The following is a 24,467-nucleotide window of genomic DNA, read 5'->3' on the forward strand; positions in this document are numbered from 1 at the left end:
TCAGTCGGCTGTCGATGCGGTCGGAAGCGGGGTGGCGGGCAGCCCGGACCAGACGCCGGTCCGGCGGGCGGCGGTCATGGCCGCCCAGGAGGCCGCCTCGACGAGCGCGGCGTCGGTGAGCGCGGCGTCGGCGAGCGCGGCCGAGCCGGTCGTCGCGGCCCGGAACTCGCCGACCGTGCGCGCGTCCACCTGGTGGGAGGCCAGCGCGGTCAGCAGCGCCAGCCGGGCGGCCGGACGCTGCGCGGGCGGCAGCGCGGCGGCGGCCTGACCGGCCCAGCCGCTGCCGGGGCCGGGCGGGACGCCGTCCCAGCCGGACACCCGCTCGGCGACCAGCTCGCGGACCGGGACGGGCAGCCGCCGCGCGCCGCCCTCCTCGATCGCCGCCGCGGCCCTCGCGAACGCCTCCCCGAGCCACGGGACGCCGCCCGCCCAGGCCAGGTCGTCCGGCAGCGGCGCGCCGGGCAGCAGGCCCAGCGAGCCGCCGGGGGTCGCGGGCCGCCGCGCGGCGGGCCGCATGAGCGCGCCGAACACCCGCAGCGCGGGCCCGCGCGCCGCGCCCGGCAGCTCCGGCGGCAGCGGCGAGTCGCCGAGGAACACGTTGACCATGCGGTTGAGGTACTGGAAGGTCACCGCGACCGCCACGAGCTCCACGGCCGCCGCCCCCGTCACCGGCGGTCCGCCGGCCCCGGGGGCGGCGCTCGCCCTGGCCCAGGCGGCCAGCGGCCGCAGCCCGGGATCGGCGGGGGTCAGCGCGCGCAGGGTCGCGCCGTGCACGTCCACGCAGTACGGGCAGGCGTTGCCGGCCGAGACCTCCCTCGCCACCAGCTCCCCGGCCACCCGCCCGGCCGCCCCGGCGGCCAGCAGCGACTCGCGCAGGACCAGCCAGCACGCGGCCAGGGCGCGCGGCGCGGGGGAGTGCAGGGCCACCGGCGGCGCGAGCATGCCGAAGTCCCGCTCGACCTGCTCGTACACCCGGGCCACCAGGCCGCGGGCGGCGCCCGGCCGCACCGGGCGGACGTGCCGCACCTGGGCGAGCGCGCCGGGCGCCGTCATCCGGCTGAGCAGCCGTCCCATCGCCGGCGCCCTAACCGCGCAGCGCGGCGGCGGCCAGCGACGCGGTGGCCCGGCGGCCGGCGGTGGAGCCGTCCGGGGCGGGCGCGCCGTAGGAGACCTGCACGCCCCGCTCCCGCGCGGCCCTGACGATCCCCGGCACGGCCCGCTCGGCCAGCGCGGAGATGGTCATCGCCGGGTTGACGGTCAGCGCGCCCGGCACGGCCGAGCCGTCCGTGACGAAGATCCCCGGGTGCCCGCGCAGCTCGTGCCCGTCGTCCAGCGCCGAGGTGTACGGGTCGTCGCCGATCCGGCACGAGGCCAGCGGATGCACCGTGTACGCGCCGACCAGGTCGTTCGTCCACGGCGTCACCGTGGCCAGCCCGTCGCGCTCCAGGATCTCCTTGCACTCGGCGTCGGCCATCGCCCAGGCGGCCGAGGTGTTCGCGGTCGGCTTGTACGACAGCCGGCCGACGCCCAGCATCTGCTGGGACACCCGGTCGGCGTTGCCGCGAACGGGCGGCGGCCCGAAGACGCCCTCGTTGTCGTCCTCGATCATCTGGAAGATGATCAGCCAGGACCGCCAGCGTTCCAGCATCTCCTTCTTGCGCAGCCCGAACCACGCCGGGTCGGGGCCGCCGGCCAGCGCGAGGATGGTGCCCAGGCCGGGCGGGAAGTAGAGCTGCTCCAGCGAGTAGCGGGTGTACTCGGGCAGCGAGCCGTCCAGCCGGTCCCAGTTGGCCACCGTCGGGCCCTTGCCGATCTGGTTGGCCGCGTACGCCAGGCCGTCGCCGCGCTCCAGGCCCAGCACCTCGCGCACGCGCTCCTCGTTCAGCACGGCGGTGTTGAGCCGCTCGCCGTTGCCGGAGAAGTAGCGGCCCACGGCGTGCGGCATCGCGCCGAGCGCGGCCTCGCTGCGCTGCAGGATGACCGGCGTGGCGGCGGCGCCGGCGGCCAGTACCACCACCTTGGCCTCGATCGTCCCCTCGCCCTCGGTCAGGCGGTAGTCCTCGCCATGGACGATCTTGTAGTGCACCCGGTAGGAGCCGTCGGGCGTGCGCTCGATGCTCTGCACCTCGTGCAGCGGCCGGATCCGCGCGCCGTGAGCGAGCGCCGCCGGCAGGTAGTTGACCAGCAGCGACTGCTTGGCGTCGAACCGGCAGCCGGCCATCATCCAGTTGCAGTTGACGCAGGCCCCGGTGTCCACGGCCGCGGGCACGGGGTTGGCGGTGCGGCCCGCGTGCCGGCAGGCCGCCGCCCACAGGCCGCCGGAGTAGGAGACGTCCTCCCAGCCCTGCTGGGTGATGGAGATCGACTCGGCGACCCGGTCGTACCAGGGGTCGAGGGTGTCGCGGCTGATCGCGGCCGGCCACATGCGGCGCTTGATGCTGCCGCGGCGCTCGAAGACGAAGCGCGGCGCGCGCGGCATGGCCGCGAAGTAGACCACGCTGCCGCCGCCCACGCAGTTGCCGCCCAGCACGCTCATGCCGTCGCCGACGGTGAAGTCGAAGATGCGGGTGTAGGACGAGCCCAGCTTGAAGTCGTGCTCGTAGTCTGCCGACTCCAGCCACGGGCCACGCTCCAGCATGACCACGTCGGCGCCGCCGGCGGCCAGGTGGTAGGCGGGGATCGCGCCGCCGAAGCCGCTGCCGATCACCAGCACGTCGGTGCGTTCGACGCCGTTCATGCGGGGCTCCCTGAAGCTGTCGTGTCCGGGTGGAGGTCGGCGAGGGGACGGCCGTAGGAGTAGGCGGGGAATCGCCACAGCCCGTCCGCGTCCGGCGGGGCGATGCCCATGGCGGTCAGGCCGGGATGCCCGGCCCTGATGGCGTCGGCGGTGTGCAGGTGGGCGGCGGAGTCGTAGGCCATGTAGCAGAACAGCACCAGCAGCACCCACAGCGCCTTCTCCGGGTGGCCGGGCGCGGTCAGCGTGCGCACCAGCGCGCCGCGCTCCTCGAACGGCAGGGCCACGAACGCCGGCACGCCCTCCGCCAGCACGATGCCGTGCTGGTCGGCGTGGGCGCGGGCGTGCTCGTTCAGCGAGCGGGCGTAGTCGTCCAGGCCCTCGGTGACGCCGGTGGCGTCCCATTCCAGCAGCTCGACGGCGCCGGCCGCGACCGCGCCGCCCGTCGGGCTCATGCCCGCCACCGCCCGGTCGTCCGGACCGCGCTTGGGGCCGGGCACGATGGTGTCCGCGAGCGCCTCCAGCGTCTCCACCCTCGTCTCGTAGAGCAGTGGACCCATGGGTACTCCCTCGTTCAGGTCGGCTTTCGGTCGGTACGGTCGGCGGCGTCGGCGGGGTCGGTGCGCGCCAGCGCGGCCCGCAGGGTGCTCAGCGCCCTGACGGTCTGGCTGCGGACCGTGGAGGACTCGTTGCCCATGACCCGGGCCGTGTCCTCGGCGCTGCGCCCCTCCCAGAACCGGAAGAAGATCGTCGCCCGCTGCCGCGGCCCGAGCCTGGCCAGCGCGCCCATCAGCACGATGCGCTCGCCCACCAGGTCGTAGGGGTCCAGCGCCGCGGCCGCGTCGGGCGGCGCGCCGCTGAGCACCTCCCGCGACCAGCGCAGCGACCTGCGGTCGCTGATGAGCAGCCGCCGCATGATCTGCCGTGCGTACGCCTCGGCGCGGTCGCGCCGGTCGAGGCCGTCCCAGTGCCGGTGCAGCGCCAGCAGGGTGCGCTGGACGAGGTCGTCGGCCTCGTGCCAGTCGTCGGAGAGCCGGAAGGCCACCCGGCGCAGCATGGGCCTGGCCTCCCGCGCGAAATCAGCGAATTCCTGCCCCCGTACATCGGCCATCACCCTCACCCCCGGAACACGGCCGTGCAATTTCCGCTTTCTTCGGCATGCTCAGAATTGAATGCGCGGTGCGCCGCAACAACCCCTAACGGACGCCCCCGCGCCCTTATCCACAAAGGCGCCGCCGCCACCCCCTATTCGCCCCTGTGGGACCCCTGTTTTTCGCGCCGTACGCTGCCCGGCCCGTTCTCGCGCGCATACGCTCGCGGCGTGAGCGCCTCCGGTGCGGCATTACTGGCGATCAGCGACCTCCATGTCGGATTTCCCGAGAACTGGGCGGCCGTCGAGGAGCTGCGCCCGCGCACCGAGGACGACTGGCTGCTGGTGGCGGGGGACGTCGCCGAGCGGCTGGACGCCTTCGAGCGCACGCTCGGCCTGCTCGCCGAGCGCTTCGCCAAGGTGGTGTGGGCCCCGGGCAACCACGAGCTGTGGACCACGCCCGGCGACCCCGGCCTGCGCGGCGAGGAGCGCTACCGGCGCCTGGTGCAGATCTGCCGGCGTCTCGGCGTGCTCACGCCCGAGGACCCGTACGCGGTCTGGACGGGGGAGGGCGGCCCGGCGGCCGTCGTCCCGCTGTTCCTGCTGTACGACTACAGCTTCCGCCCGCCCGGGACCACCCGGGAGCGGGCGCTCGGCCTGGCCCGCGAACAGGGGGTGGTGTGCAGGGACGAGTTCCTGCTGCATCCCGAGCCCTATCCCAGCAGGCAGGCGTGGTGCCGGGCCCGGGTGCGCGAGAGCGAGCTGCGGCTGGACGCGCTCGACCCGGCCCTGCCCACGGTCCTGGTCAACCACTTCCCGCTGCTGCGCGCCCCCACCCGCGTGCTGCGGCACCAGGCGCTGGCGCAGTGGTGCGGCACCGAGCAGACGGCCGACTGGCACCTGCGCTTCCGCGCCGCCGCGGTCGTCTACGGCCACCTGCACATCCCGGGCACGAGCTGGCACGACGGGGTGCGCTTCGAGGAGGTCTCGCTCGGCTACCCGCACGAGCGGCGGCCGCACCACCGCGACGGCCGGGTGCTCAGGCAGCTGCTGCCGGCCCCCCGCCGCGAATGGGCCCTATAAATCGCATTCTCAGAGAAATTGCCGAGATTTCCGAAGATTTCCGAAAAAGGGCGATTTGTTATGCAGCGTACTGCGCGCCCGAGAGCGTGTACCAGGTGGCAACCGAAAGGCAATGCATCCGGAGCGCCGAGGAATCGTCGCGCCCCCCGGGAATTCTCCGGCCGGAGAATCGACGGGGGACGCGCGCCCGAGGGCTTCCGGGTTCCGGGAGACCATATGGACGACGTCATCGAACGAGCGGTCCTGCGGGTCATCGAGAGCATGCAGGAGAACCACGGCGAGCAGCTCACCATTGACGACATGGCGCGGACCGCGATGTTCAGCAAGTTCCACTTCTCGCGCGTCTTCCAGCGCGTGACCGGGCTGTCCCCTGGACGGTTCCTGTCCGCGGTGCGGCTGCGCGAGGCCAAACGCCTGCTCGTGTCCACCTCGCTCAGCATCACGCACATCAGCCACCAGGTCGGCTACTCCAGCGTGGGCACCTTCAGCTCGCGCTTCACCCACAGCGTGGGCCTGTCGCCGAGCAGGTACCGGCAGTTCCTGAGCGTCACGGCGGCGGACCTGGCCGGCGGCGAGCGCGCGTTCGGCGGCCCGGCGGCGACCCTGCACGGCGTCGTGACCTCGCCGCTGGCCGACCGGCCGGTGTTCGCCGGCGTGTTCCCCGGCCAGATCCTGGAGGGCAGACCGGCGAGCTTCACCCTGATCGACCGGCCCGGCCCGTACGTGCTGGAGAACGTGCCCAAGGGCAGCTGGTACCTGATCGCCCAGTCCGTGGCCGAGTCCCGCGAGGACGCCGTGCACCACCCGCCCCAGGGTGACGCCGCGACGTGCATCGCGCGGATCGGGCCGATCGAGGTGGGCGGCGGCGGCAGCGAGCGCGCCGACCTGCGGCTGCGTCCCATGAACGCGCTCGACCCGCCCGTCCTGCTCGCCCTGCGCGACCTGCTGGCCTGGACCGACACCCACACCTGACAGGAAGGGGCGGCACGTGCGGAAGGGCCCGCGGACGACGTCCGCGGGCCCTTGCGTGACCTGCGGTCTCTAGGCCGGGCTCACCGTCATCGGCAAGCCGCCGCGCACCCGCAGCGACAACATGGCCTCCGGGACCGCCCGCCGGCCGGGCAGCCCGGTCAGCCGCAGCTCCCGGGTGACCATCGCCAGCACGAACGTGGCCTCCATCATCCCCAGGTGGTTGCCCACGCAGAAGCGCGGGCCCGCGCCGAAGGGGATGTAGGCGTACCGCGGCCGGTCGGCGGGCGCGCCCGGCTCGAACCGCTCGGGACGGAACGCGTCCGGCTCCCGCCAGTACGCCGGATGCCGGTGCAGCGTGTACGGGCTGACGAGCACGTCCGCCCCCGCCGGGACCCGGTACCCGCCCACCTCGTCGTCCTCCCGCGCCACCCGGGTCAGCGCCCACACCGGCGGGTACAGCCGCATGACCTCCTCCAGCACCGCCGCCGTGTAGGTCAGCCTGCGCAGGTCCTCGTACACCGGCGGCCGGTCGCCCAGCACCGAGACGGCCTCTGCCCGCACCCGCTCGCGCACCTCCGGATGCCGGTCCAGCAGGTGGAAGGCCCACGACAGGGTGCTGGCGGTGGTCTCGTGCCCGGCCAGCAGCACCGTGACCAGCTCCTCGCGCAGGCGCTGCCGGGCGGCCCGCGGGTCCTTCCGCAGCCCGGTGGACTCGATCAGCAGGGACAGCAGGTCGCCGCCGCCGGTCGGGTTCGCCAGCCGCTCGGCCACCAGCAGGTCCACGACCCGGTACAACTCCCGCCGGGACCGGCGGAACCGCAGGTGCAGCGGCAGCGGCAGCCACAACGGCACCATGGCCAGCGTCACCATCTCGAACATGGCCTGGTCCTGGACGCCCTCGAAGGCGTGCCCGACCGAGCCGTGCGCGCCGAGGTCGGCGTCGAGCAGGGTGCGGCCGAGCACCCCGAGCGCCAGGCCGGTCATCTCCCCGGCCACGTCCACGGGCCCGCCGCCCACCCGGGCCCGCAGCCGTTCGACCAGGCGGCCGGCCTCCTCGGCCAGCACGGTGTCCTGCTGGGCCAGCCGCTTGTTCTGGAACAGCGGCTGGATGGTCCTGCGCTGTTGCCGCCACCGCTCGCCGTCGCTGGTCAGCAGCCCGTCGCCGATCACCCGCCGGGCCTCGGCCAGGCCGATGCCCTTGCGGTAGTTGCCGCTGTTGTCGGCCAGGACGTGCTTGGCGTGGTCGGGATGGTTGAACAGGTAGATGCTCTTCGGGCCGATCGTCATGCGCACCGCGTCGCCGTACCGGGCGGTCGCCTTCGACAGCAGCGCGAGCCGGTCGCCGACCAGCCGCCGGTACAGGACGGGCGCCGCCCAGGGCGGCGGGCCGGGCGGCACGCGGCCGCCCAGCGCCACCGGGCGGGTGCCCAGTGTGGTCACGCCGACACCCCCTGCAGAGCGGGGGAGGTCTCGCCGAAACGGCCCCGGTAGACCAGCAGGCCGTCGCAGTCGTCCCGCCGGCTCAGGGACAGCACCTCGCCGACGAAGATCGTGTGATCGCCGCCGTCGTAGGCGCGCCAGACCCGGCACTCGAAGCGGGCCGCCGCGCCCGCGATGAGCGGCACCCCGGTGACCTCGCCCGGCGTCACCTCGACGTCGGCGAACTGGGCCAGGCCGAGCGGCCGGTAGCGGTCGGCGAAGTGCCGCGCCTCGGCCTCCTGGTGCCCGGCCAGCACCGACACGCCGAACGACGTGGCCGCGGTGATGCACTGGTGCATCACCGCGCCCTTGCCGACGCACACCAGCAGCAGCGGCGGGTCGAGCGAGACCGAGGTGAAGGAGTTGGCCGTCATGGCGTGCGGGACCTCGCCGCCGGTGGTGATCACGGTGACGCCGGTGGCGAACGCCCCGAACGCGTCGCGCAGCGCCTTGGCGTCCGCGACCTGCGGCGCCGGGGCCGATGAGTGGAGTTGCACGGTGACCTCCTGGGTCCGGGTTCTAGGCCAGGTACGGTTCGAGCGCCCTGACCAGGGGCTCGGGGACCCTCGCCGGCGCGGTCTTGGTGTTCGGCCCCCGCATGCAGGCCACCCGCTGCCTGCCGCGGGCGACGAGGACCTCGGGCGCGCCCGGGGTGACCCGGACGTAGTCGAAGCCGAACTCGATCTGCGTCTGCGCCAGCTCGATCAGGCGCATCCGGATGGACAGCTGGTCGAAGGCCGTGATCTCCGCGAAGAACTCGCAGTCGACCTTGAGGGTGAACAGCTTGAGGTCGTCCTGCAGGTCGGCGAGCACGTCCCGGGCCCGTTCCATGAGGAACATCTCCCGGCAGCGTCCCTGCCAGCGCAGGTAGTTGACGTAGTAGACGTTGCCGACGAGGTTGGTCTCCTCGAAGCCGACCGTGTGCAGGTACTCGTAGTAGGTGCCCATGGGCTAGGACCGCCCTTCGGTGAGGATCGCGACGACGACGGGGTCGGGCAGGCCGTGCACCCGGGTGGCGAGCGTGGCCACGGCCGCGCCGCCGCCGGTCAGGACCACCCATCCGTCGGCCGCGGCCCGGGTGACCGCGAGCGGCGCGTCCGTGCCCGCCGCCGTGCCCGCCGCCGTGCCCGCCGCCGTGCCCGCCGCCGTGCCCGCCGCCGTGCCCGCCGCCGTTCCGGCGGTGTGCAGGCAGGCGAGTGCGGCGCGGGCGCGGGCGCGGGCGGTGTCCGCGTCCTCCCCGGAGGCCGCGGCGATCTCGCCGGCGAGCGCGTCCCGCCCGTCATCCTGGTCGCCCGGGTCGCCGGGCCCGGCGGGGGTGACGGGCTCGACGGCGCAGGACAGCGGCCCTGGGGCGGCCACGCACACCGTCAGTCCCGGCACGTGCGCCGACACCGTCCGCACACCCTCCGCCGTGCCGAGCCGGGCCACGGCCAGGTCGCCGGTGCCCTCGCCCGGCTCCACGACGACCGCGACCCGCGCGCCCGTCAGGTCCTCCAGCGTGCGCTCCAGGTACGGGCCGAGCAGCGGCGCCGCCCACGGACCGGCCCCGCCCTTCTTCCGCACGGCCTGCAACCGCAGCCCCTCCCAGCGTTCGACGACCTCGCCGTCCTTCGTCCGGACCGCGACGTCGTAGACGTAGGCGTCGCCGTCCCTGGACCGCTCGGAGGCGCAGTAGCGCACCTCGTCCGCGCCGGACAGTGCGGCCCCGGCCGGGTGCACGCGTTCGATGCCGGTCGGCAGCAGGGTGGCGTCGGGCACGCACACCTGGTTGCCGTGCATCAGCGCGTCCCGCATGCCGGGGTCGCCCAGGAGCAGGTCCGGCGGGAGGAACCCGGCGAACCAGTCGCACTCCTGCGCCACCTGGAGGTCGGCGTCCACCTCGCGGGCCGCGGCCCGGTGGTAGCGGCGCAGCCGCTGGAAACGCCTGCCCTGGAAGAGCACCTCGCCGTAGAGCTGGGTGTCGGGGTCCAGCGCGACCGGCGGCAGCTCGTCGCCGGACTGCTCGGGCGGACCGGCGGGCGGGGCGCCGGCGTCCAGGCGCAGCACGGCCGTGAAGTGGTCGACGTCGAAGCCGGTCTCCTGGCTGCGGATGGCGACCGCGACCGTGTCGTGCCCGGTGACCGTCGCCGCCACCCGGAGCGTGGTGCTCCCGTCGGGCGGCACGATGATCGGCCGGACGAACTCCGCCTGCTCCACGACGGGCGCCCCGGGACGGCCGGTGGCCGCGTACGCCACCTGCGCCATGGCCTCCAGCCCGAACACCGCCGGGAACAGCAGGTTGCCGTCCAGCAGGTGATCGGCCAGGTACAGGTCGGTCCCGGCGTTCACCTCGACCTCGCTGACCAGCTCCACGCCGTGGTAGCGGACCAGCGGCGCGCCGACGAAGCGGAGCAGCGGCAGCTCCGGCTCCTCCCGGCGCACGGTGTGGATGCCCTCGGTGCGCCCGCTGATCACCACGACGCCGGGCGCGTCGGGGTCGCTCACCAGGCGGCGCATGATCTCCACGCCCCGGTCCACCGGGATCGGCGTGATGCCCTGCTCGACCAGCCGGTCCACGACCGACAGCCGCTCGCCCATGCCGACCTCGGACCAGACCGACCACTCCATGCAGATCGCCCGGCAGCCGGGGTGCCGCTCGCCCGCCTCGCGGGTCAGGTCGGCCAGCCACTCGTTGGCGGTGGCGTAGTGGCCCTCGCCGTGCAGGCCCGCCCGGCCGATGATGCTGCCGAACGTCACCAGCAGCCGCAGCCGTCCGGGCTCGACCGCCTCCAGCACGTTGCGCAGGCCGTCCACCTTGGGGGCGAACGTGCGGCGGAAGGCGTCCATGTCCAGCCCGGCGATGCCCTCGGGCTCGTTGCGCCCGGCGCCGTGCAGGACGGCGGTCACCGGCCCGAGCGCCTGCTCGGCCGCGGCCACGGCCGCCCGCACCTGGGCGGCGTCGGTGACGTCGGCCCTGGCGTAGTGGACGGTGAGCCCGGTCGCGGCCATGCGCCGCAGGTTCGCGGCCAGCTCCTCGTCCTGGGCGGGGTCGGAGCGGCCGAGCACGGCCACCTTCGCCCCACCCGCCATGGCCATGGCGCACTCGGCCGTGATGCCCTTGCCGCCGCCGGTCACCAGGAGCACGTCGGAGCCGGTCAGCGGCTCCTCCGCCCGCTCCTGCCGGTACGGCAGCGCCCGCAGCGTCGGCACCCGCCGCACGCCGGCGGCGTCGTAGTGCACCTCGCAGAAGGCCGTGGTGGCCGCCGCCTCCGCCGCTACCCAGGCGGCGGCCTGCGGCGCGTCCTGCGGCAGGTGCACGATCGTGGTGGGCAGGCCGCTCTCCAGGTGGAACGTCTTGGCCAGCCCCGCCGCGCCCCGGCCGTGCTGGACCAGGACGAACCGGGTGCCCGGCCCGCCGGCCAGCGCCGCCTTGGCGCCGAGCAGCGCCTGCTCCAGGTCGTCGGCCGCGCACCGCGCGGGTAGGCACACCAGGACACCGGAACCGATCTTCTCCCCTTCGAGTGCCTCGCGCAGCGGCCCCGCCAGGGGCGCGCCGGCGGGCGCGAACACCTGCCACGACCCCGCGCGCTCCTCGGCCGTCCGCCGGGGCCGCGGCTGCTCGTCCAGGTCCACGGCGAACGGGCGCACCCACGGCGCCGCGCCCGCCACGCCCCGGGCCGACTGCGCGCGCGGCTGCGCGGCCAGCCGGTCCAGGGCCTCGCCCAGCTCCTGGAGCGTCGCGGTGGCGACGTTGGCCGGCGCCATGCCCGCGGGCACGCCCAGGTGCTGGGTGGCCTGGTCGATGATGTGCATGACGGTGACCGAGCTGAGGTGCAGCTCGTCCAGCGGCTTGCTGTCCTCGGTCACCATCTCCAGCGGCAGCTCGGCGCGTTCGGCGGCCAGCCGCCGCAGCAGCTCGACCGTGGACTCGCCGGGCTTCGCCGCCGTCCCGCCGTTCGCGCCGCCGTCCGGCTCGGCCGCCCGCTCCGCCGGCTGCGGGGCGGCCGCCTTGACGCGCACCTGCGGCGCCTGCTCGGCCGGGCTGGTGAAGAACGAGAACGCCGCGCCGATCTCCAGCGGCTTGACCAGCCGCCCGTGGAACAGCTCCTCGCAGGCGACGGGCACGCCCGCCACGTGCGCGGCGCCGGCCACGCCGAGCAGCCCGGCCAGCGACTCGCTGTCGGTGTCCAGCGCGACGGCCGGCACGTCGGTCAGCTCGGCCGCCAGCCTGCTGAGCACCCGGCCGGGGCCCACCTCGACCAGCAGGTCCGCGTCCGCGGCCACGGCGGCCAGCGCCTGGGCGAACAGCACGGGCGCGGTGATCTGCCGGTGCAGCAGCGCCGGGACGTCGGTCCCGGCGGCCAGGTCGTCCCCGGTGACGGTGGAGACGACCCGCCGGGCGACCGGCCCGAACCGCTCCTCCGCCAGGTAGCCGGCCAATGCCTCGGCCGCCGGGGCGACCAGCGGCGAGTGGAAGGCGTGCGAGACGTTCAGCCTGGTCCAGGTGAGCCCGGCGCGCTCGGCCCGGCGGCCGGCCTCCTCCACCGCCGCCACCGGCCCGGCGACGACGGTCTGGAGCGGCCCGTTGTACCCGGCGATCACCACCGGCAGGTCGCCCACCAGCGCCGGCACGGTCTCCGGCGCGGCCCGCACGCCGGCCATCGTGCCCGGCTCGCTGCGCTCCCGCATCGCCCGGCCGCGCTTGGTCGCCACGCGCAGCAGCGCGTCCTCGTCCATCGCGCCCGCCCAGTGCAGGGCCGACAGCTCGCCCAGGCTGTGCCCGACGGCCGCGTCCGCCTCGATGCCGAGCAGCGACAGCGCGCGCAGGCCCGCCATCGAGCCGGTGACGATGCGCGGCTGGGCGACCTCGGTGGCCGCCATGTCGCCGTCGGTGGGCAGCGCCGCCGTGGCGTACACCTCGGCGACGTCGGCGAAGCGCCTGGCCAGCGCGCCGCCGTCGGTCCCGCGGCCCGAGCCCTGCCCGGGGAAGAGGAAGCCGATCCGCGGCCGGGCCGAGGCTCGGCCGAGGAACGCCTTGCCGTCGGGGGTGGACAGCGCGTTCTCGCCGGACTCCAGCGCCGTCAGCACGCGGGTGAGCTGCCGTACGGCGTCGTCGGGCGAGGAGACCACGACGGCCGCCCGGAACGGCAGGCCGCGCAGCCGCCCGCGCAGCGTGGCGGCCAGGTCGGCCAGCTGGCCGTAGGACACCTTGGGCACGAAGTCGAGCAGCTCCGACACCAGGCCGCGCAGCTCGTCCCAGGTGCCGCCGTCCAGCAGGAACAGCTCCGCGTCCTGGGACGCGGCGGCCAGCGCCTTGACCCGGCTGGACACCCGCCGCCGCGGGCCGGTGTTCTCCAGCACCACGTGCGTGTTGATGCCGCCGAAGCCCATGGCGGTCACCGCCGCGCGCAGCGGCGCGCCCTGCGGCCACGGCTCGGCCGTGCGCAGCACCCGCAGCGTGGCGCCCTCGTCGGTGAGCACCTGGTGCGGGTCGACGCATCCGATGGTCGGCGGCAGCACCTGCTCGTGCACGGCCATGGCCGCCTTGATCAGGCCCGCCACGCCCGCCGCCGCCTTGGTGTGGCCGATCATGCCCTTGATCGAGCCGACCGCGGCCGGCCGCGCGGCCGTGGCCCTGGCCCGCGACAGGGCGGTGAGCTCGGTCGCGTCGCCGAGCGCCGTGCCCGTCCCGTGGCCCTCGAACAGCTCGACGCTCTCGGGGCCGAACCCGGCCTTGTCGTACGCGCGGCGCATCGCGAGCAGGTAGCCGCTCACCTCCGGACGGGTGATCCCGCCCTTGCCGTCGGAGGAGACGCCCCAGCCGGCGATCGTGGCGTAGATCCGCCGCCCGGCGGCCAGCGCGTCCTCCTCGCGCATCAGCACGACGATGCCGCAGCCCTCGCCGGGCCAGAAGCCGTTGGAGTGCCGGTCGTAGAGGCGGAAGTCGCTCTTGGCCAGCGCGCCGGTCTTGGCGAACCCGATCACCTCGAACGGGTCGATGGACAGGTCCACGCCGCCCGCCAGGGCCACGTCCACGTCGCGGTCGGCCAGCGCCTTGCCGGCCGTCACCACCGACAGCAGGGACGAGGAGCAGGCGCCGTCCACGGTGTAGCCGCCGCCGTTGAGGTCGAAGTGGTTGCAGATGCGCCCGGCGATCGTGTTGGACAGCCCGCCGGCCAGCGTGTCCTCGTCCACCGGCGGGAAGGGGCTCTTGTAGGCCACCTCGTAGTCGGCCAGGAACGCGGCCAGGCGCTCGTCGTCCCAGCCCTGCTCCTTCAGGGCCGCGGCCAGGGTGCGCCGCACGTACGGCCAGCGCAGCCGCAGCACGTTCGCGCGGGTGAACTCGCCGGTGAGCGTGTTGCCCACGACGACCCCGGTGCGCTCGCGCGGCAGCCCCTCGCCGCCGGCGAACCCGGCGTCGGCCAGGGCCCGGCCGGCCATGTCCAGGGCCAGCCAGTGGGCCAGGTCGGTCGACCGGTACGTGCTGCCGGCGATCTTGTGTGCCACCCGGTCGAAGGCGTAGCCCTCGATGACCGCGGCGGTCTTGGCGTAGAAGCGGTCCGGCGCTGCGGGATCGGGGTCCCAGTAGTCCTCCAGCCGCATGCGCTCGTCCGGGAGCCGGCGGAAGGCCCGGCGGCCGGCCACCGCGTTCTCCCACAGCTCCCGGGGAGAGGCGGCGTCCGGGTACCGGCAGGCCATGCCGACGATCGCGATCCTCGTCATGCCTTCGCGACCTCTTCCCGCGCGTGCTGCAGCGCCTGGGCGGCGGCTGCGCTGACCCTGGCGGCGTCGAGCTCGCGCGCCTTGTTCACGATGTGCAGGGCCCACAGGAAGCCGCCGCGGATCAGGCAGACCGCCGCCGTGGCGAAGAAGATCCCGTACGGGATGTTCATCCCCATGAGCAGGCCGTACACCACGGCCACGCCGCCGCCGAAGGCGACCTGGGACAGCGGTCTGGACGGGCTCGTGCCCGGGTCGGTGATCATGTAGTTGGTGAACAGGATGAACGCCACCCCGGTCATCATCGACAGCCCGCCGAGGATGGAGATGTCGTCGATGATCAGCCCGCGCACCACGGCCTGGAGGGCGAAGACGCCCACCCATCCGCCGATCAGCCACATGCGGCCGGTCAGCTTCCCGTTGATCATGGTCCCGCCGATGATGATGATCCCCGGGATGATCCAGTCGATCGGGTTGTCGACGTTCTCCGTGAAGTGGTACGGCGGCGCGATGCTGGCCCACGGCAGCAGCAGCAGGATGATCGCGATGCCGAAGTTGGACGGGTTCATGAAGTGCCGCATCCGCCCGCGCACCGGCGCCTTGAGCACCCACTTGGCGCCCACCGCGACGGTCACGCCGAACATCATGACCAGCACCTGGTCGTTGACGTAGATCAGCATGTTGAGCGCGATGGAGGTGATGTGCGCGGGATAGAGGAACTCCATCAGCCCGCGCGGCCCGTTGCCGAGGAAGCGCGGCGCGCGGCCCTCCTGGCGGGCGCCGATCACCTCAAGGATGATCTCCACGGTGTAGCCGGTGGCCAGCGCCACGAACGGCCACGACCACGGCTGCTCGAAGCCCAGCACGGTGTAGCCGAGGATGTTGAAGATGGTGATCGAGATCGCGAACCGGCGCAGCGCCGTGATCACTTTGGGATCGTGACGTGGCGGGGTGATCGTCTTGTCGGCCATGCCGTCACTTCTCCTTCGCTTGCGAGCCGAGCTGGAGGGTGTGCCAGCCGGGGGTGAGCGTGAGCTCCTGCTGGTGCCGCTGTCCGGCGCGGTCGCGCCAGCTCAGCTTGACCCGCACGGGGCCGGTGACGTTCGCGCCGAGGCCGATGTGCACCGCGTGCGCGCGCTTGCCGGAGTGGCCGCTGCCGCCGTCCACGCGGCCCATGAAGGAGCGGCCGTCGGGCGTGGTGGCGGTCACCGTCGCGCCGATCACCGGCGATCCGGCGGCGGGCAGCGGGCCGGCCGCGGAGGGGGTGTCGTGCAGCAGGCGCAGCCCGAGGAACGAGCCGGCCGACCGGCTGGTGTTGAGGTAGAAGGCGGGGGCCTCCCACTGGCGGGCCACCGCGAAGTCGATCAGGCCGTCGCCGTTGACGTCCCCGGTCGCGATGCCGCGCGTCGGCACGGGCACGGCCAGGCCGAGCTGCTCCGACAGGTTGGCGTAGCGGCCGTCGGGGCCCTTGGCGAAGAAGGCCAGCGTCTGCGCGCCGGCGATGTCGCCGCCCTCGGTGACGTTCGGCCACGACTTGGGGTTGCTGGTCACGCCGTCGTTGGCGGCGGCCAGCTCCTGCAGCGGCGGCCAGCGGTTGACGTCGCCCTTGACGAACCCGGTCGCCTGGACGATCTCGTTCTCGCCGTCGTTGTCGAAGTCCTCGATCTTCGGGTCCCAGCCCCAGCCGGACCAGGCGGTGCGCAGCTCGGCGCTGAGGTCCTTCCACGGCGCCCGGCCCTGCCGCAGCTTCTCGCGCAGCTCGGCCTGGGTCTTGACGGTGGACAGGAACGTGAAGTTGCTCTCCTGGATGCCGTACGGGGTGGTGATGTTGCTGACGAAGAAGTCCAGGACGCCGTCGTGGTTGAGGTCGCCGGCGTCCGAGCCCATGCCCTTGAAGGAGTCCTCGCCGAGCACCTTCGACTTCGGCACGCCGATCTCGTGCGTCCCGACGGTGGGGGAGAACGTGATCGTGCCGGGGGAGGAGGTGTTGTAGAGCAGGTGGTCGGGCCCGAAGTCGTTGTTCAGCAGCAGCTCGGGCAGGCCGTCGCCGTCCAGGTCGGCGCTGGTCGCGCCGAGCTCCCAGCCGGTGGAGACGTCCGGCGGCAGCACGCCGTCCAGGCGGGTGAAGCCGCCGTTGCCGGTGCCCCGGAAGAAGTAGTCCCGGCCGCCGTTGACGGCCTTGGACAGCGAGTGGTTCATCTGCACGCCGCCGTCCACGCGGCTGTCGAGGACCGGGCTGCCGTCGGGGAAGTAGTTGCCGACGAAGATGTCCTGCCTGCCGTCACCGTCGAAGTCGGCGACGGTCGCGACGTTGCTGTTCCACACCTCGCCGGTGTACTTCGCGCCGCCCGCGTTGGGCACCAGCTCGGCCGCGTCGAAGGCGGCGGCCTCGAACCGGGCCGCGGTCGGCCGCTGCAGGTGCAGCGTGGGCGTGCGGCCCCACCAGTAGACCAGCAGGTCCGTGCGGCCGTCGTCGTTGTAGTCGGCGGGCACCGCGCCCATGGGCGCCATCGCGTCGGTGACCGGCAGCGAGCCGAGCGACAGCGCGAACGGCCGGTACCGCTCGCCGCCGCCCTCGACCGGCGCCGGGGTGACGACCACCTGGTCGGTACGCGGGTCCACGATCACCAGGTCGTCGTCCCTGCCGTTGCCGTCGAGGTCGTTCAGCGCGATCGCGGCCCCCACCGAGGAGATCCAGGCGTCGATGTGCTTGTAGGCCTGGTTCACCTTGCGGACGGTCTTGGCCGGGCCGCCGCCCGGCATGGCGATCGCCAGGGACTTGAAGCCGTACGCGCCGGCCATCTCGGCCTTGGTCGCGTCGGAGGCGAAGGTCGGGTGGCCGATCGCGAAGACGGCGATCATCAGCGCGAGTGCGGCGACTCCGGCCGCCTGCTTGCGCAACCACGCGGCTACCGAGCTCACGAGGGAACACCTCCATGGAAGACGAACGTCTCGGCGATACGCCGGCGCCACGCCTCATAGGCGGGCGGCGAGTCCTGTGCTGTCGCGGTGGGGCGGGTCACGCGGCTCACCTCGGCCGCCTGCTCCGCCGTGGTGCCGCAGAGAACGCCCACGGCCGACTCGGTGTGCGGGAAGAGCAGCCCGGCGCGGATCCTGGCCTCGGCGGCGAACACGCTGCCCTGGGCCAGCGGCCCCCGGTGCGCTCCGGCGCGCTCGCGCAGCCACCGCAGCTCGGCGTCGTCGGCGCCGCCCGCGTAGGTGGCGGCCAGGCCGATGCCGGCGTAGAGGTCGGCGTGGCGGGACTCGGGGAACCGTTCGAGCAGCGTGACCGCCCGCTCGGCGCTGGTGCCGGCGACGAACCACAGGGCGCGGCCGATGCCCTGGTCGAGGGCGTGGGCCGCGTAGTCCTCCTGGCCGGCCGGCCAGGAGAAGCGGGGTTCGCGCACCTGCTGGTGCACGTACCGGTCGGTGTGGAAGTAGGCCTGGTGGAAGCCGTACCCGTCGTGGACCAGCCACAGCAGCAGCGGGTCCAGCAGCCGGGGCTTGGGCCACAGGAAGCGGGGGAGCCGGGCCATGGCCCAGCCGATCCCCACGTAGATCATGTAGTTGTGGTGGTGCCCGCGTCCCTGGAGGCAGGCGTTGACCCGGCGCAGGTCGCCGAAGGTCATGCAGTCCAGGATGGCGAAGCCCATGCCCGCGCCCTCGTAGGCGAAGCCGCGGAAGCGGGCGGGCACCTCTTCGAGCCGGTCCTCGGCCTCGGCGACGGTGCGTGACTCCACGGCGTGGGCGTAACCGGCGAGAAAGTATTCGCCGACCGTCTCCAGTAATTCGGTGGACGCCGCGTTCTTCACCCAGAAGCCGCGCGTTTCGACTTTCGTCTCGCCGACGTCCGGCACCAGAATTCTGCGTCTCAGTGACCGCAATGCGCTTGCCAATTGAGCCTCCGCCGCTTATAGCCCGAACAATCCAATTTCATTGACACATGCCGCCCGGTGGCCGGACAACTTCGGGTTTGCTCAGCTCGGAGGCTCATTTTTGGGCGTGCGAAAGCGAATGACGTGCTTATTCCGGGAAACGCTCAGCGGGCCGGGAGCTCGGCCTCGGCCGCGAAATGCGCGCGCACCCTGGCGCGCCACAGCTCGTAATCCGGCACGCGTTCCGACGTGCCCGCGGCGACTGCGCTCTCGTCGGCCAGCGCGACCGCGCCGGCCACGTCGAGCCCGGTCAGCACCGCGCCGGTGGCCGCCGAATGCTCCGGGACGAACCCCGAGTAGTGCCGGGCCTTGGTCGCGAACACCGAGCCCTGGGCCAGCTCACCCCGGTGCTCCCCGGCCTCCTCGCGCAGCACCGCCGCCGCGCCCGCCGCGCACCCCGCGAACGTGGCCGCCAGCCCGACCCCGCTCCACAGGTCCGCCTGCCGCCCCGCGGCGAACGCGCGCACCGCCGCGGCCACGTCGCCCGGCCTGCCGCCGTGGATGAACCACAACGCCCGGCCGACGCCCTGGTCCACGGCGCGCGGGAAGTAGGCCGCGTCGCCCTGCCAGGGGTAGGGGGCCGGCACCTGCTGCCCGTCGACGTACCGGCGGGTGTGGAAGTAGGCCAGGTCGAAGCCGTACCCGTCCACGGCCAGCCAGCTCATCACCGGGTGGTACGGGGTGCCGTCCAGGTCGGGCAGCACCTTCTTCCACAACACCCGCGGCAGCCGGGCCATGGCGAAGCCGATGCCGATGTAGGCCAGGAAGATGTGCGGCTGCCCCGGGCCCATGAGCAGGTCCCGGGTACGCCGCCCGCGCCCGCCGCCCATGGCGTCCAGCACGGTGAAGGCCATCGTCGCGCCCTCGTAGGCGAAGCCGCGCTGCTCGACGTCCACCAGGGACAGCCGGCGCTCGATCTCCCACTGGTCGCGGACGTCGATGCCCCACTCGAAGCCGCACACGACGGCCTGCGGGATCGCCTCCAGGCGGCCGGTGAGCGCCGAGGGGACGACGGGGAAGCCGCGTGCGCCGAAGGTCACGTCGGCCAGGGATGGCGCCAGCACGAGCCGGCGCAGCGAACCGAGCAGAGACGACATGGTGTGCTCCTCCTCCAGTACCGTGAAGACCCGGGTCAGCTCGCCCAGGCCGCCAGCCGCCAGTCGCCGCCGGGCAGCGGCCTGGGCACCAGGACGGACGGGTCCGACCACGCCGACGCCTCGCGCTCGGCCGCCTCGGCCAGGCGGCGGAAGACCGCCGCGACGACCGCTTCGAGTTCCTCGGGGGTCGCCTGCCCCCGCACCACGGTGAGTTCCATGCCTTCGACGCTCGCCCGCGGGCCCGCGCGGCCGCAACTTCCTGCATGCCCGGTGCCCACCGGGAGCACAGGTGAGCACGGGTGAACCCGGTCCGGCGGCGGAAGGCTCGCCGGACCGGGTCGGCCCGGGTCAGGATCGGGCGGTCAGGATCAGGCGGTCAGGATTGGGCGGTGTCGTCGAACTCCACCACGAGCGGGAGGTCGGCCCGGCGGCGGATGTTCAGCTTGCGGTAGGTGCGGGTCAGGTGCTGCTCGACGGTGCTGATCGTGATGTAGAGCTTGGCCGCGATCTCGCGGTTGCTGTAACCGGCCGCCGCCAGCGCGGCGACCCGGCGCTCGCCGACGCTCAGCACGCCGATCAGGTCGCCCGGCAGGGGGGACGGCGCGCCGTCCGCGTCCGCCGCCCGGCTGAGCGCGCCGATCATCGGCTCGGCCCCGCACTCCAGGGCCGCCGCCTGCGCCCGTCCGGCCACCGTGCGGGCCCGCCGGAACTCGCCCAGCGCCTCGTACGCCTCCACCAGGTCGAACAGCGCCCTGGCCAGCTCGTACCGGTCGCCGGCGAGCTGGAGGTACTCCACCGCCTGGCGCAGCAGCGCCGGACGGCGGGCCGGCTCGGAGACGGCCGCCTTGAGCCGCATCCCGATGCCGCGTCCCCGGTAGGCGCCGGGACCGCAGCCGTCCAGGTGGGCCTTGATCAGCTCCCTGGCCTCCTCGGTCTGGCCCATCCGCAGGCACGCCTCGGCCGCGTCGGCCTGCCAGGGGATCAGCGCCGGGTTGTTCAGGCCCCAGGCCGTCACCAGCTCGCCGCAGCGCAGGAAGTCGTGCAGCGCGGCCACGAACGACTCGCCGGCCAGGTTGTAGCGGCCGCGGGCGTACAGGTAGTGCAGGCCGTAGCGGGTCTGGAACATGGCCTCGGCGACCGGCCGGTCCAGCGGGTCGCGCACGGCCTCGTGCCGGCCCATCGCGGTCAACGCGATGACCAGGCTGGCCAGCGGGCCGCCGATGGCCACGCCCCAGCTGCTCATCGGGATCGTGTCCAGCGCGATGCGGGCGTGCCGCTCGGCGGCGGGCATGTCGCCCTGGCGGATCGCGATCTCGGCCCGGATGGCCGCCAGCCGGGCCCGGCGGCTCGGCGCCTGCCTTGCCGCCGCCTCGTCGCCGAACAGGTCGCACAGCGGCGCCGCGCGCTCGCAGCGCCCGGCGTAGGTGAGGGCGAGGAGCGAGTTCTCCACGACGTCCAGGGACATCTCGTCCAGCCGCTCGCCCTCCAGGATGCGTTCGACGGCGTCGAGGTTGTGCTCGCGCGGGCCGTGGGTGAGCACCTCGGCCAGGGCGAGCGTGGACTCCAGCCGCCGGTTGACGGCGACCGACACCATCCCGGCCAGGATGTGCTCGCGCGGCGGGTTGGCCACGTACGCGGCCAGCGGCGGGCAGGTCACCCGCAGCCAGAGCTGCGCCACGACCAGCTCGGCCAGCGTCGCGTGGTCGGACGCCGACGCCTCCTGGTTGAGCTGCTCCAGCACGTCGCGGGCGTCCTCGAAACGGCCGTGCCACAGCAGCGCGCGGGCCAGCACGACGGCGTCGCTGCCGTGCAGGCTGCCCTTCTGCAGCGCCTCGGTGAGCTGGTCCAGGTGCCCGGCGGGGGTGGCCGGGTTGATCCGCCACTCCGCGCGGACCAGCATGGTCATCAGCTTGGAGCGCTGGAGCTCGTCGGTGCACTCGCGCCAGGCCAGCTTCAGGTAGGCCACCGCCGACTCCACCTCGCCCTTGCGCAGCGCGGCCAGCGCGGCCTCCTCCAGCGTCGGCACCACCCACGGCGCCTCGACCCTGGCGGCCTGCAGCAGGCGGTCGGCGACCACGCCGGGCCGCACGCCGCGCGTGTAGGCCAGCTCGGCGGCGCGGCGGTACAGCTCCTTGCGCTCGGACAGGTCCATGCCGGCCAGCACTGCCGAGCGCACCGCCTCGTGCCGGTAGCCGCCGCCGCGCAGCAGGCCGGTCGCGCCGATCGTGAGCAGCTCCCTGCCGACGTCCACGGCGGGCAGTTCGAGCATCTCGGCCAGCCCGTCGGCCTCGCCGAGGATGGCCAGGCCCTGCGCCACCCGGACGGTACGCGGATGGCTGCGCCGCAGGCACGTCTCGACCGCCCGGACGAACCGGTCGCCGACGACCAGCTCCCGCGGCGGCTCCTCCACGGCCCGCAGGTGCTGGCGGTAGTCGGCGGCCAGCTCGCCGGCCAGCAGCGGGTTGCCGCCGCTGATCGTGTGCCACTCGTCGGCGAACCGCTCGGTCGCGCTGAGCCCCACCTGGCCCGCCACCAGCGCGGCCACGCCCCTGCGGGAGAGCGGGGCGAGCTGCAGGCGCAGGCAGTGCGGCAGCCGCAGCAGGTCGGTCTCCAGCGGCCCGTCCGTGCCCTGCCGGTCGTTGAGCGCGAACACCGCCACGATCCGCGCGTTGCGCACCCGCCGCGCCAGGTAGGCCAGGCAGAGCAGGGAGGTGCGGTCGGCGTGGTGCACGTCGTCCACGACGACCACCAGCGGGCAGCGTTCCGACAGGTCGAGCAGCACCGTGACGAGGGCGTGCACGACCTGCGGGTCGAGCAGCCGCTCGGCGTCGGCGTGCGCCGCGGTCGCGGTCCGCACGCCCTCCGCCAGCAGTTTCTCCGAGCGCTCGCGCTCCTCCTCGACCAAGGGGGCGTCCTGGATGAGCTGGCGGAGCAGGCCCAGTTGCAGGTCCTGCTCCATGCGCGATCCTGTCGCCGTCACCGCGAGCGCGCCCAGCTCTATGGCCTGTTCGGACAACGCGCGCAGCAGCGCGCTCTTGCCCGTCCCGGCGGGCCCGCTGACCAGCGCGACCCGTCCACGGCCGAGGATGGCGTTGGCGACGAGCGACTCCAGGCAGGACATCTCCTCCTGCCGTTCGATGAGAGTCATGGCCGTCTCCCCACATGTCGTGTTGCGCTCACGCTAGGCCGGGGTGGTATTCGATCTCTATCGTCCCGCCATCAGCCGCCGGTTCCTGGCCGCGCGCCGGCGTCCGGGCTCGGGAAGGGGCAGGTCGGGGGCGGGGGAGGCGGGTGCGGCGGCCGGCGGGTCCGCGCGGCGGGCGCGGGCCACGGCCGTGCCCACGGCGGCCAGGGCCGCGGCGACCGCGTCGGGCGCGGCGCCGGCGCCCCACGCCGTGCCGCCGTCCAGGCCGCACCGGGCGTAGACGGTCACCTCGCCGCCGGCGGCGCCGGCCGCGCCGTCGAGGTGGTGCACGGCCCGGACCCGGACGCCGGCGGCCTCCAGCGCCGCGCGCAGCGCCGCCGCCACGTCGGACCGGGCCCGCCCGTAGGCGCCGCCGTCGACGTGCAGCGTGGCCACCGTCCCGGCGAGATCGCCGGGCAGGTCGCCGGGGTCGCAGGGGGGCAGGTACTCCTGCTCGAACAGCCGCCTGATCCGCTCCGGCTCGACCTCGCCCTGCCCGGCCTCCGCCATCGCCTGGACGGCCCGGCCCAGCTCGATCTGCAGCCCGCGCGGCAGCGTGATCCCGTACCGGGCGTTCAGCAGGTACGCCGGGCCCGCCTTGCCCGACTGGCTGGTGACCCGGACCACCGCCTCGTACGTGCGCCCCACGTCCCGCGGGTCCACCGGCAGGTACGGCACCTCCCACGGCAGCTCCGCCGGGTCGTTCCCGGTACGGGCCGCCTCCCGGTCCATGGCGTCGAACGCCTTCTTGATCGCGTCCTGGTGCCCGCCGGAGAAGGCGGTGAACACCAGGTCGCCCCCGTACGGGTGGCGCGGCGGCACCGCGAGCCCGGTGCACTCCTCGACGACGCGCCGCACCCGGTCGAGCTCGGAGAAGTCGACGCCGGGGTCGACGCCCTGGGTGGCCAGGTTCAGGCCCAGCGTCACCAGGCAGACGTTGCCCGCCCGCTCCCCGTTGCCGAACAGGCAGCCCTCGACGCGCTGGGCGCCGGCCAGCATCGCCAGCTCGGCCGCCGCGACCCCGGTGCCGCGGTCGTTGTGCGTGTGCACCGACAGGCAGACGTGCTCGCGGTGCGGCAGGTTGCGGTGCAGCCACTCGATCTGGTCGGCGAACACGTTGGGCGTCGAGCGCTCGACCGTCGTCGGGAAGTTCAGGATGATCGGCCGGTCGGGGCCCGGCTGCCAGACGTCCATGACGGCCGCGCAGACCTCCAGCGCGAAGTCCGGCTCGGTGTCGTGGAAATGCTCAGGCGAGTACTGAAACCGAACATCACCCTCTTCGAGTAATTTATCGGCATATTTCATGACCAATCGGGTTCCCTGGACCGCCAGGTCCTTGCACTCGTCCCGGTTCATCCCGAACACCAGCCGCCGCGCCAGCGGCGAGGTCGCGTTGTAGAGGTGGATCGTCGCCCCGGGCGCCCCGCTCACGCTCTCCACCGTGCGCTCGATCAGCTCGTCGCGCGCCTGGGTCAGCACGGTCACGCACACGTCGTCCGGGATGCGGTCGCGCTCGACCAGGAGCCGGACGAAGTCGTAGTCGTCCTGGCTCGCCGCCGGGAAGCCGACCTCGATCTCCTTGTAGCCCATGCCCACCAGCAGGTCGAACAGCACCAGCTTGCGGCCGGGGTCCATGGGCCTGGGCAGCGCCTGGTTGCCGTCCCGCAGGTCGGTGGACAACCAGCGCGGCGGCGCGGTGAGCACGGCGTCCGGCCAGGCGCGGTCGCCGAGCGGCATCCGGGGGAAGGGTCGATAGCGGCTGATCTTCATGTCCGGCCTCACTGTCCCTCAGCTGAGCGATCCGAAATAGACGGTCGAGAAATGCGGCGAGATCAGCACGACGATGTGGTTCACGGCGGTCTCGTCCACCATGCGGAAGGTGACGACGATCTCCGGATACGCCGGCCGCAGCCCGAGCCCGACGAAGTACGGGTCGGTGGCGAACACGATGCGGTACAGGCCGCGGTCGAGCGGGCGGTCGGCCCACTCGCTGACCGATCCGTCCTGGTCCGTACGGGTCTCGGCTTCGAGCACCCATTGCCCGTCGGCGTCATGGTCCAGGCGTACGTGCAGGTCGGCCGCACCCCGGCCGTAGACCGCGTCCTGGGCTTGCACCGCTATTCCCATCGAACCTCTCCGAGTGGTCCGCGCGGGCCGTCCGCGCACATGGCCACCCGGACGACGACAGGTCGCG

General features: G+C 73.9%; 18 protein-coding genes. 2 read left to right on the top strand and 16 right to left on the bottom strand.

From position 1 onward, the window contains the following. From ACIBQ6_RS27765 to ACIBQ6_RS27780, 4 genes are read right to left on the bottom strand one after another with little or no spacing between them, the layout of a single operon-like run. Entirely contained in the window at positions 1-1,074 is a 1,074-nt protein-coding gene (locus ACIBQ6_RS27765; protein ID WP_397215411.1) for a carboxymuconolactone decarboxylase family protein, read from the bottom strand. A gap of 10 nt (positions 1,075-1,084) precedes the next feature. After that, positions 1,085-2,737 (bottom strand): GMC family oxidoreductase N-terminal domain-containing protein, encoded by a 1,653-nt coding sequence (locus ACIBQ6_RS27770; protein WP_397215413.1) that lies wholly within the window; start codon positions 2,735-2,737, stop codon positions 1,085-1,087. Beyond that, a complete protein-coding gene (locus ACIBQ6_RS27775) occupies positions 2,734-3,294 on the bottom strand; it encodes a DUF5987 family protein (protein WP_364338548.1) in 561 nt (186 codons plus the stop codon). The genes ACIBQ6_RS27770 and ACIBQ6_RS27775 overlap by 4 nt, the downstream gene beginning before the upstream one ends. 14 nt (positions 3,295-3,308) lie before the next feature. Next, positions 3,309-3,845, bottom strand: a complete 537-nt coding sequence (locus ACIBQ6_RS27780) for a sigma-70 family RNA polymerase sigma factor (protein ID WP_358295124.1) — start codon at positions 3,843-3,845, stop codon at positions 3,309-3,311. A 210-nt stretch (positions 3,846-4,055) separates the two neighbouring features. On the opposite strand from ACIBQ6_RS27780, the gene ACIBQ6_RS27785 reads away from it, so the two are divergent. Both ACIBQ6_RS27785 and ACIBQ6_RS27790 read left to right on the top strand, forming a co-directional pair. Next, entirely contained in the window at positions 4,056-4,907 is an 852-nt protein-coding gene (locus ACIBQ6_RS27785) for a metallophosphoesterase family protein (protein WP_397215416.1), read from the top strand. Between the two features lie 216 nt (positions 4,908-5,123). Then, positions 5,124-5,879 (top strand): AraC family transcriptional regulator, encoded by a 756-nt coding sequence (locus ACIBQ6_RS27790; RefSeq protein ID WP_352366315.1) that lies wholly within the window; start codon positions 5,124-5,126, stop codon positions 5,877-5,879. A gap of 69 nt (positions 5,880-5,948) precedes the next feature. Here ACIBQ6_RS27790 and ACIBQ6_RS27795 read toward each other — a convergent pair whose 3' ends face one another. The 12 genes from ACIBQ6_RS27795 to ACIBQ6_RS27850 form a co-directional block, all read right to left on the bottom strand. Then, positions 5,949-7,319, bottom strand: coding sequence for a cytochrome P450 (locus ACIBQ6_RS27795; protein ID WP_358295132.1), 1,371 nt, complete (start codon positions 7,317-7,319; stop codon positions 5,949-5,951). Beyond that, positions 7,316-7,855 carry a flavin reductase family protein gene (locus ACIBQ6_RS27800; protein WP_352329447.1) on the bottom strand — a complete coding sequence of 180 codons (540 nt, stop codon included), beginning with the start codon at positions 7,853-7,855 and terminating at the stop codon, positions 7,316-7,318. The genes ACIBQ6_RS27795 and ACIBQ6_RS27800 overlap by 4 nt, the downstream gene beginning before the upstream one ends. Before the next feature lie 22 nt (positions 7,856-7,877). Then, positions 7,878-8,306 carry an acyl-CoA thioesterase gene (locus ACIBQ6_RS27805; protein WP_352329445.1) on the bottom strand — a complete coding sequence of 143 codons (429 nt, stop codon included), beginning with the start codon at positions 8,304-8,306 and terminating at the stop codon, positions 7,878-7,880. 3 nt (positions 8,307-8,309) lie between these two features. Next, positions 8,310-14,060 (bottom strand): type I polyketide synthase, encoded by a 5,751-nt coding sequence (locus tag ACIBQ6_RS27810; RefSeq protein ID WP_397215419.1) that lies wholly within the window; start codon positions 14,058-14,060, stop codon positions 8,310-8,312. Beyond that, entirely contained in the window at positions 14,057-15,028 is a 972-nt protein-coding gene (locus ACIBQ6_RS27815; protein WP_358295137.1) for an enediyne biosynthesis protein, read from the bottom strand. Before ACIBQ6_RS27815 ends, ACIBQ6_RS27810 begins: the two co-directional genes overlap by 4 nt. A 4-nt stretch (positions 15,029-15,032) precedes the next feature. Further along, the gene (locus tag ACIBQ6_RS27820) at positions 15,033-16,979 is read right to left on the bottom strand and encodes a CRTAC1 family protein (protein WP_358295139.1); all 1,947 of its coding nucleotides are present in this window, start codon (positions 16,977-16,979) and stop codon (positions 15,033-15,035) included. Continuing rightward, a complete protein-coding gene (locus ACIBQ6_RS27825; protein ID WP_358295142.1) occupies positions 16,976-17,953 on the bottom strand; it encodes a DUF1702 family protein in 978 nt (325 codons plus the stop codon). The genes ACIBQ6_RS27820 and ACIBQ6_RS27825 overlap by 4 nt, the downstream gene beginning before the upstream one ends. A gap of 143 nt (positions 17,954-18,096) precedes the next feature. Beyond that, positions 18,097-19,089: a DUF1702 family protein gene (locus tag ACIBQ6_RS27830; RefSeq protein WP_358295145.1), complete on the bottom strand. Its 993-nt coding sequence runs from the start codon at positions 19,087-19,089 to the stop codon at positions 18,097-18,099. Positions 19,090-19,124: 35 nt separating this feature from the next. Further along, positions 19,125-19,307, bottom strand: coding sequence for an acyl-CoA carboxylase epsilon subunit (locus ACIBQ6_RS27835; RefSeq protein ID WP_358295148.1), 183 nt, complete (start codon positions 19,305-19,307; stop codon positions 19,125-19,127). 158 nt (positions 19,308-19,465) lie between these two features. Then, a complete protein-coding gene (locus ACIBQ6_RS27840; RefSeq protein WP_358295151.1) occupies positions 19,466-22,237 on the bottom strand; it encodes an AAA family ATPase in 2,772 nt (923 codons plus the stop codon). A gap of 57 nt (positions 22,238-22,294) precedes the next feature. Continuing rightward, complete coding sequence (locus ACIBQ6_RS27845; RefSeq protein WP_397215423.1) at positions 22,295-24,043, bottom strand: 2-isopropylmalate synthase; 1,749 nt, start codon at positions 24,041-24,043, stop codon at positions 22,295-22,297. A gap of 18 nt (positions 24,044-24,061) precedes the next feature. After that, positions 24,062-24,388, bottom strand: a complete 327-nt coding sequence (locus tag ACIBQ6_RS27850; protein ID WP_357982008.1) for a hydroxyisourate hydrolase — start codon at positions 24,386-24,388, stop codon at positions 24,062-24,064. Between the last annotated feature and the right edge of the window lie 79 nt (positions 24,389-24,467).

This window comes from Nonomuraea sp. NPDC049655 (assembly GCF_044465465.1).
Classification (GTDB): Bacteria; Actinomycetota; Actinomycetes; order Streptosporangiales; family Streptosporangiaceae; genus Nonomuraea.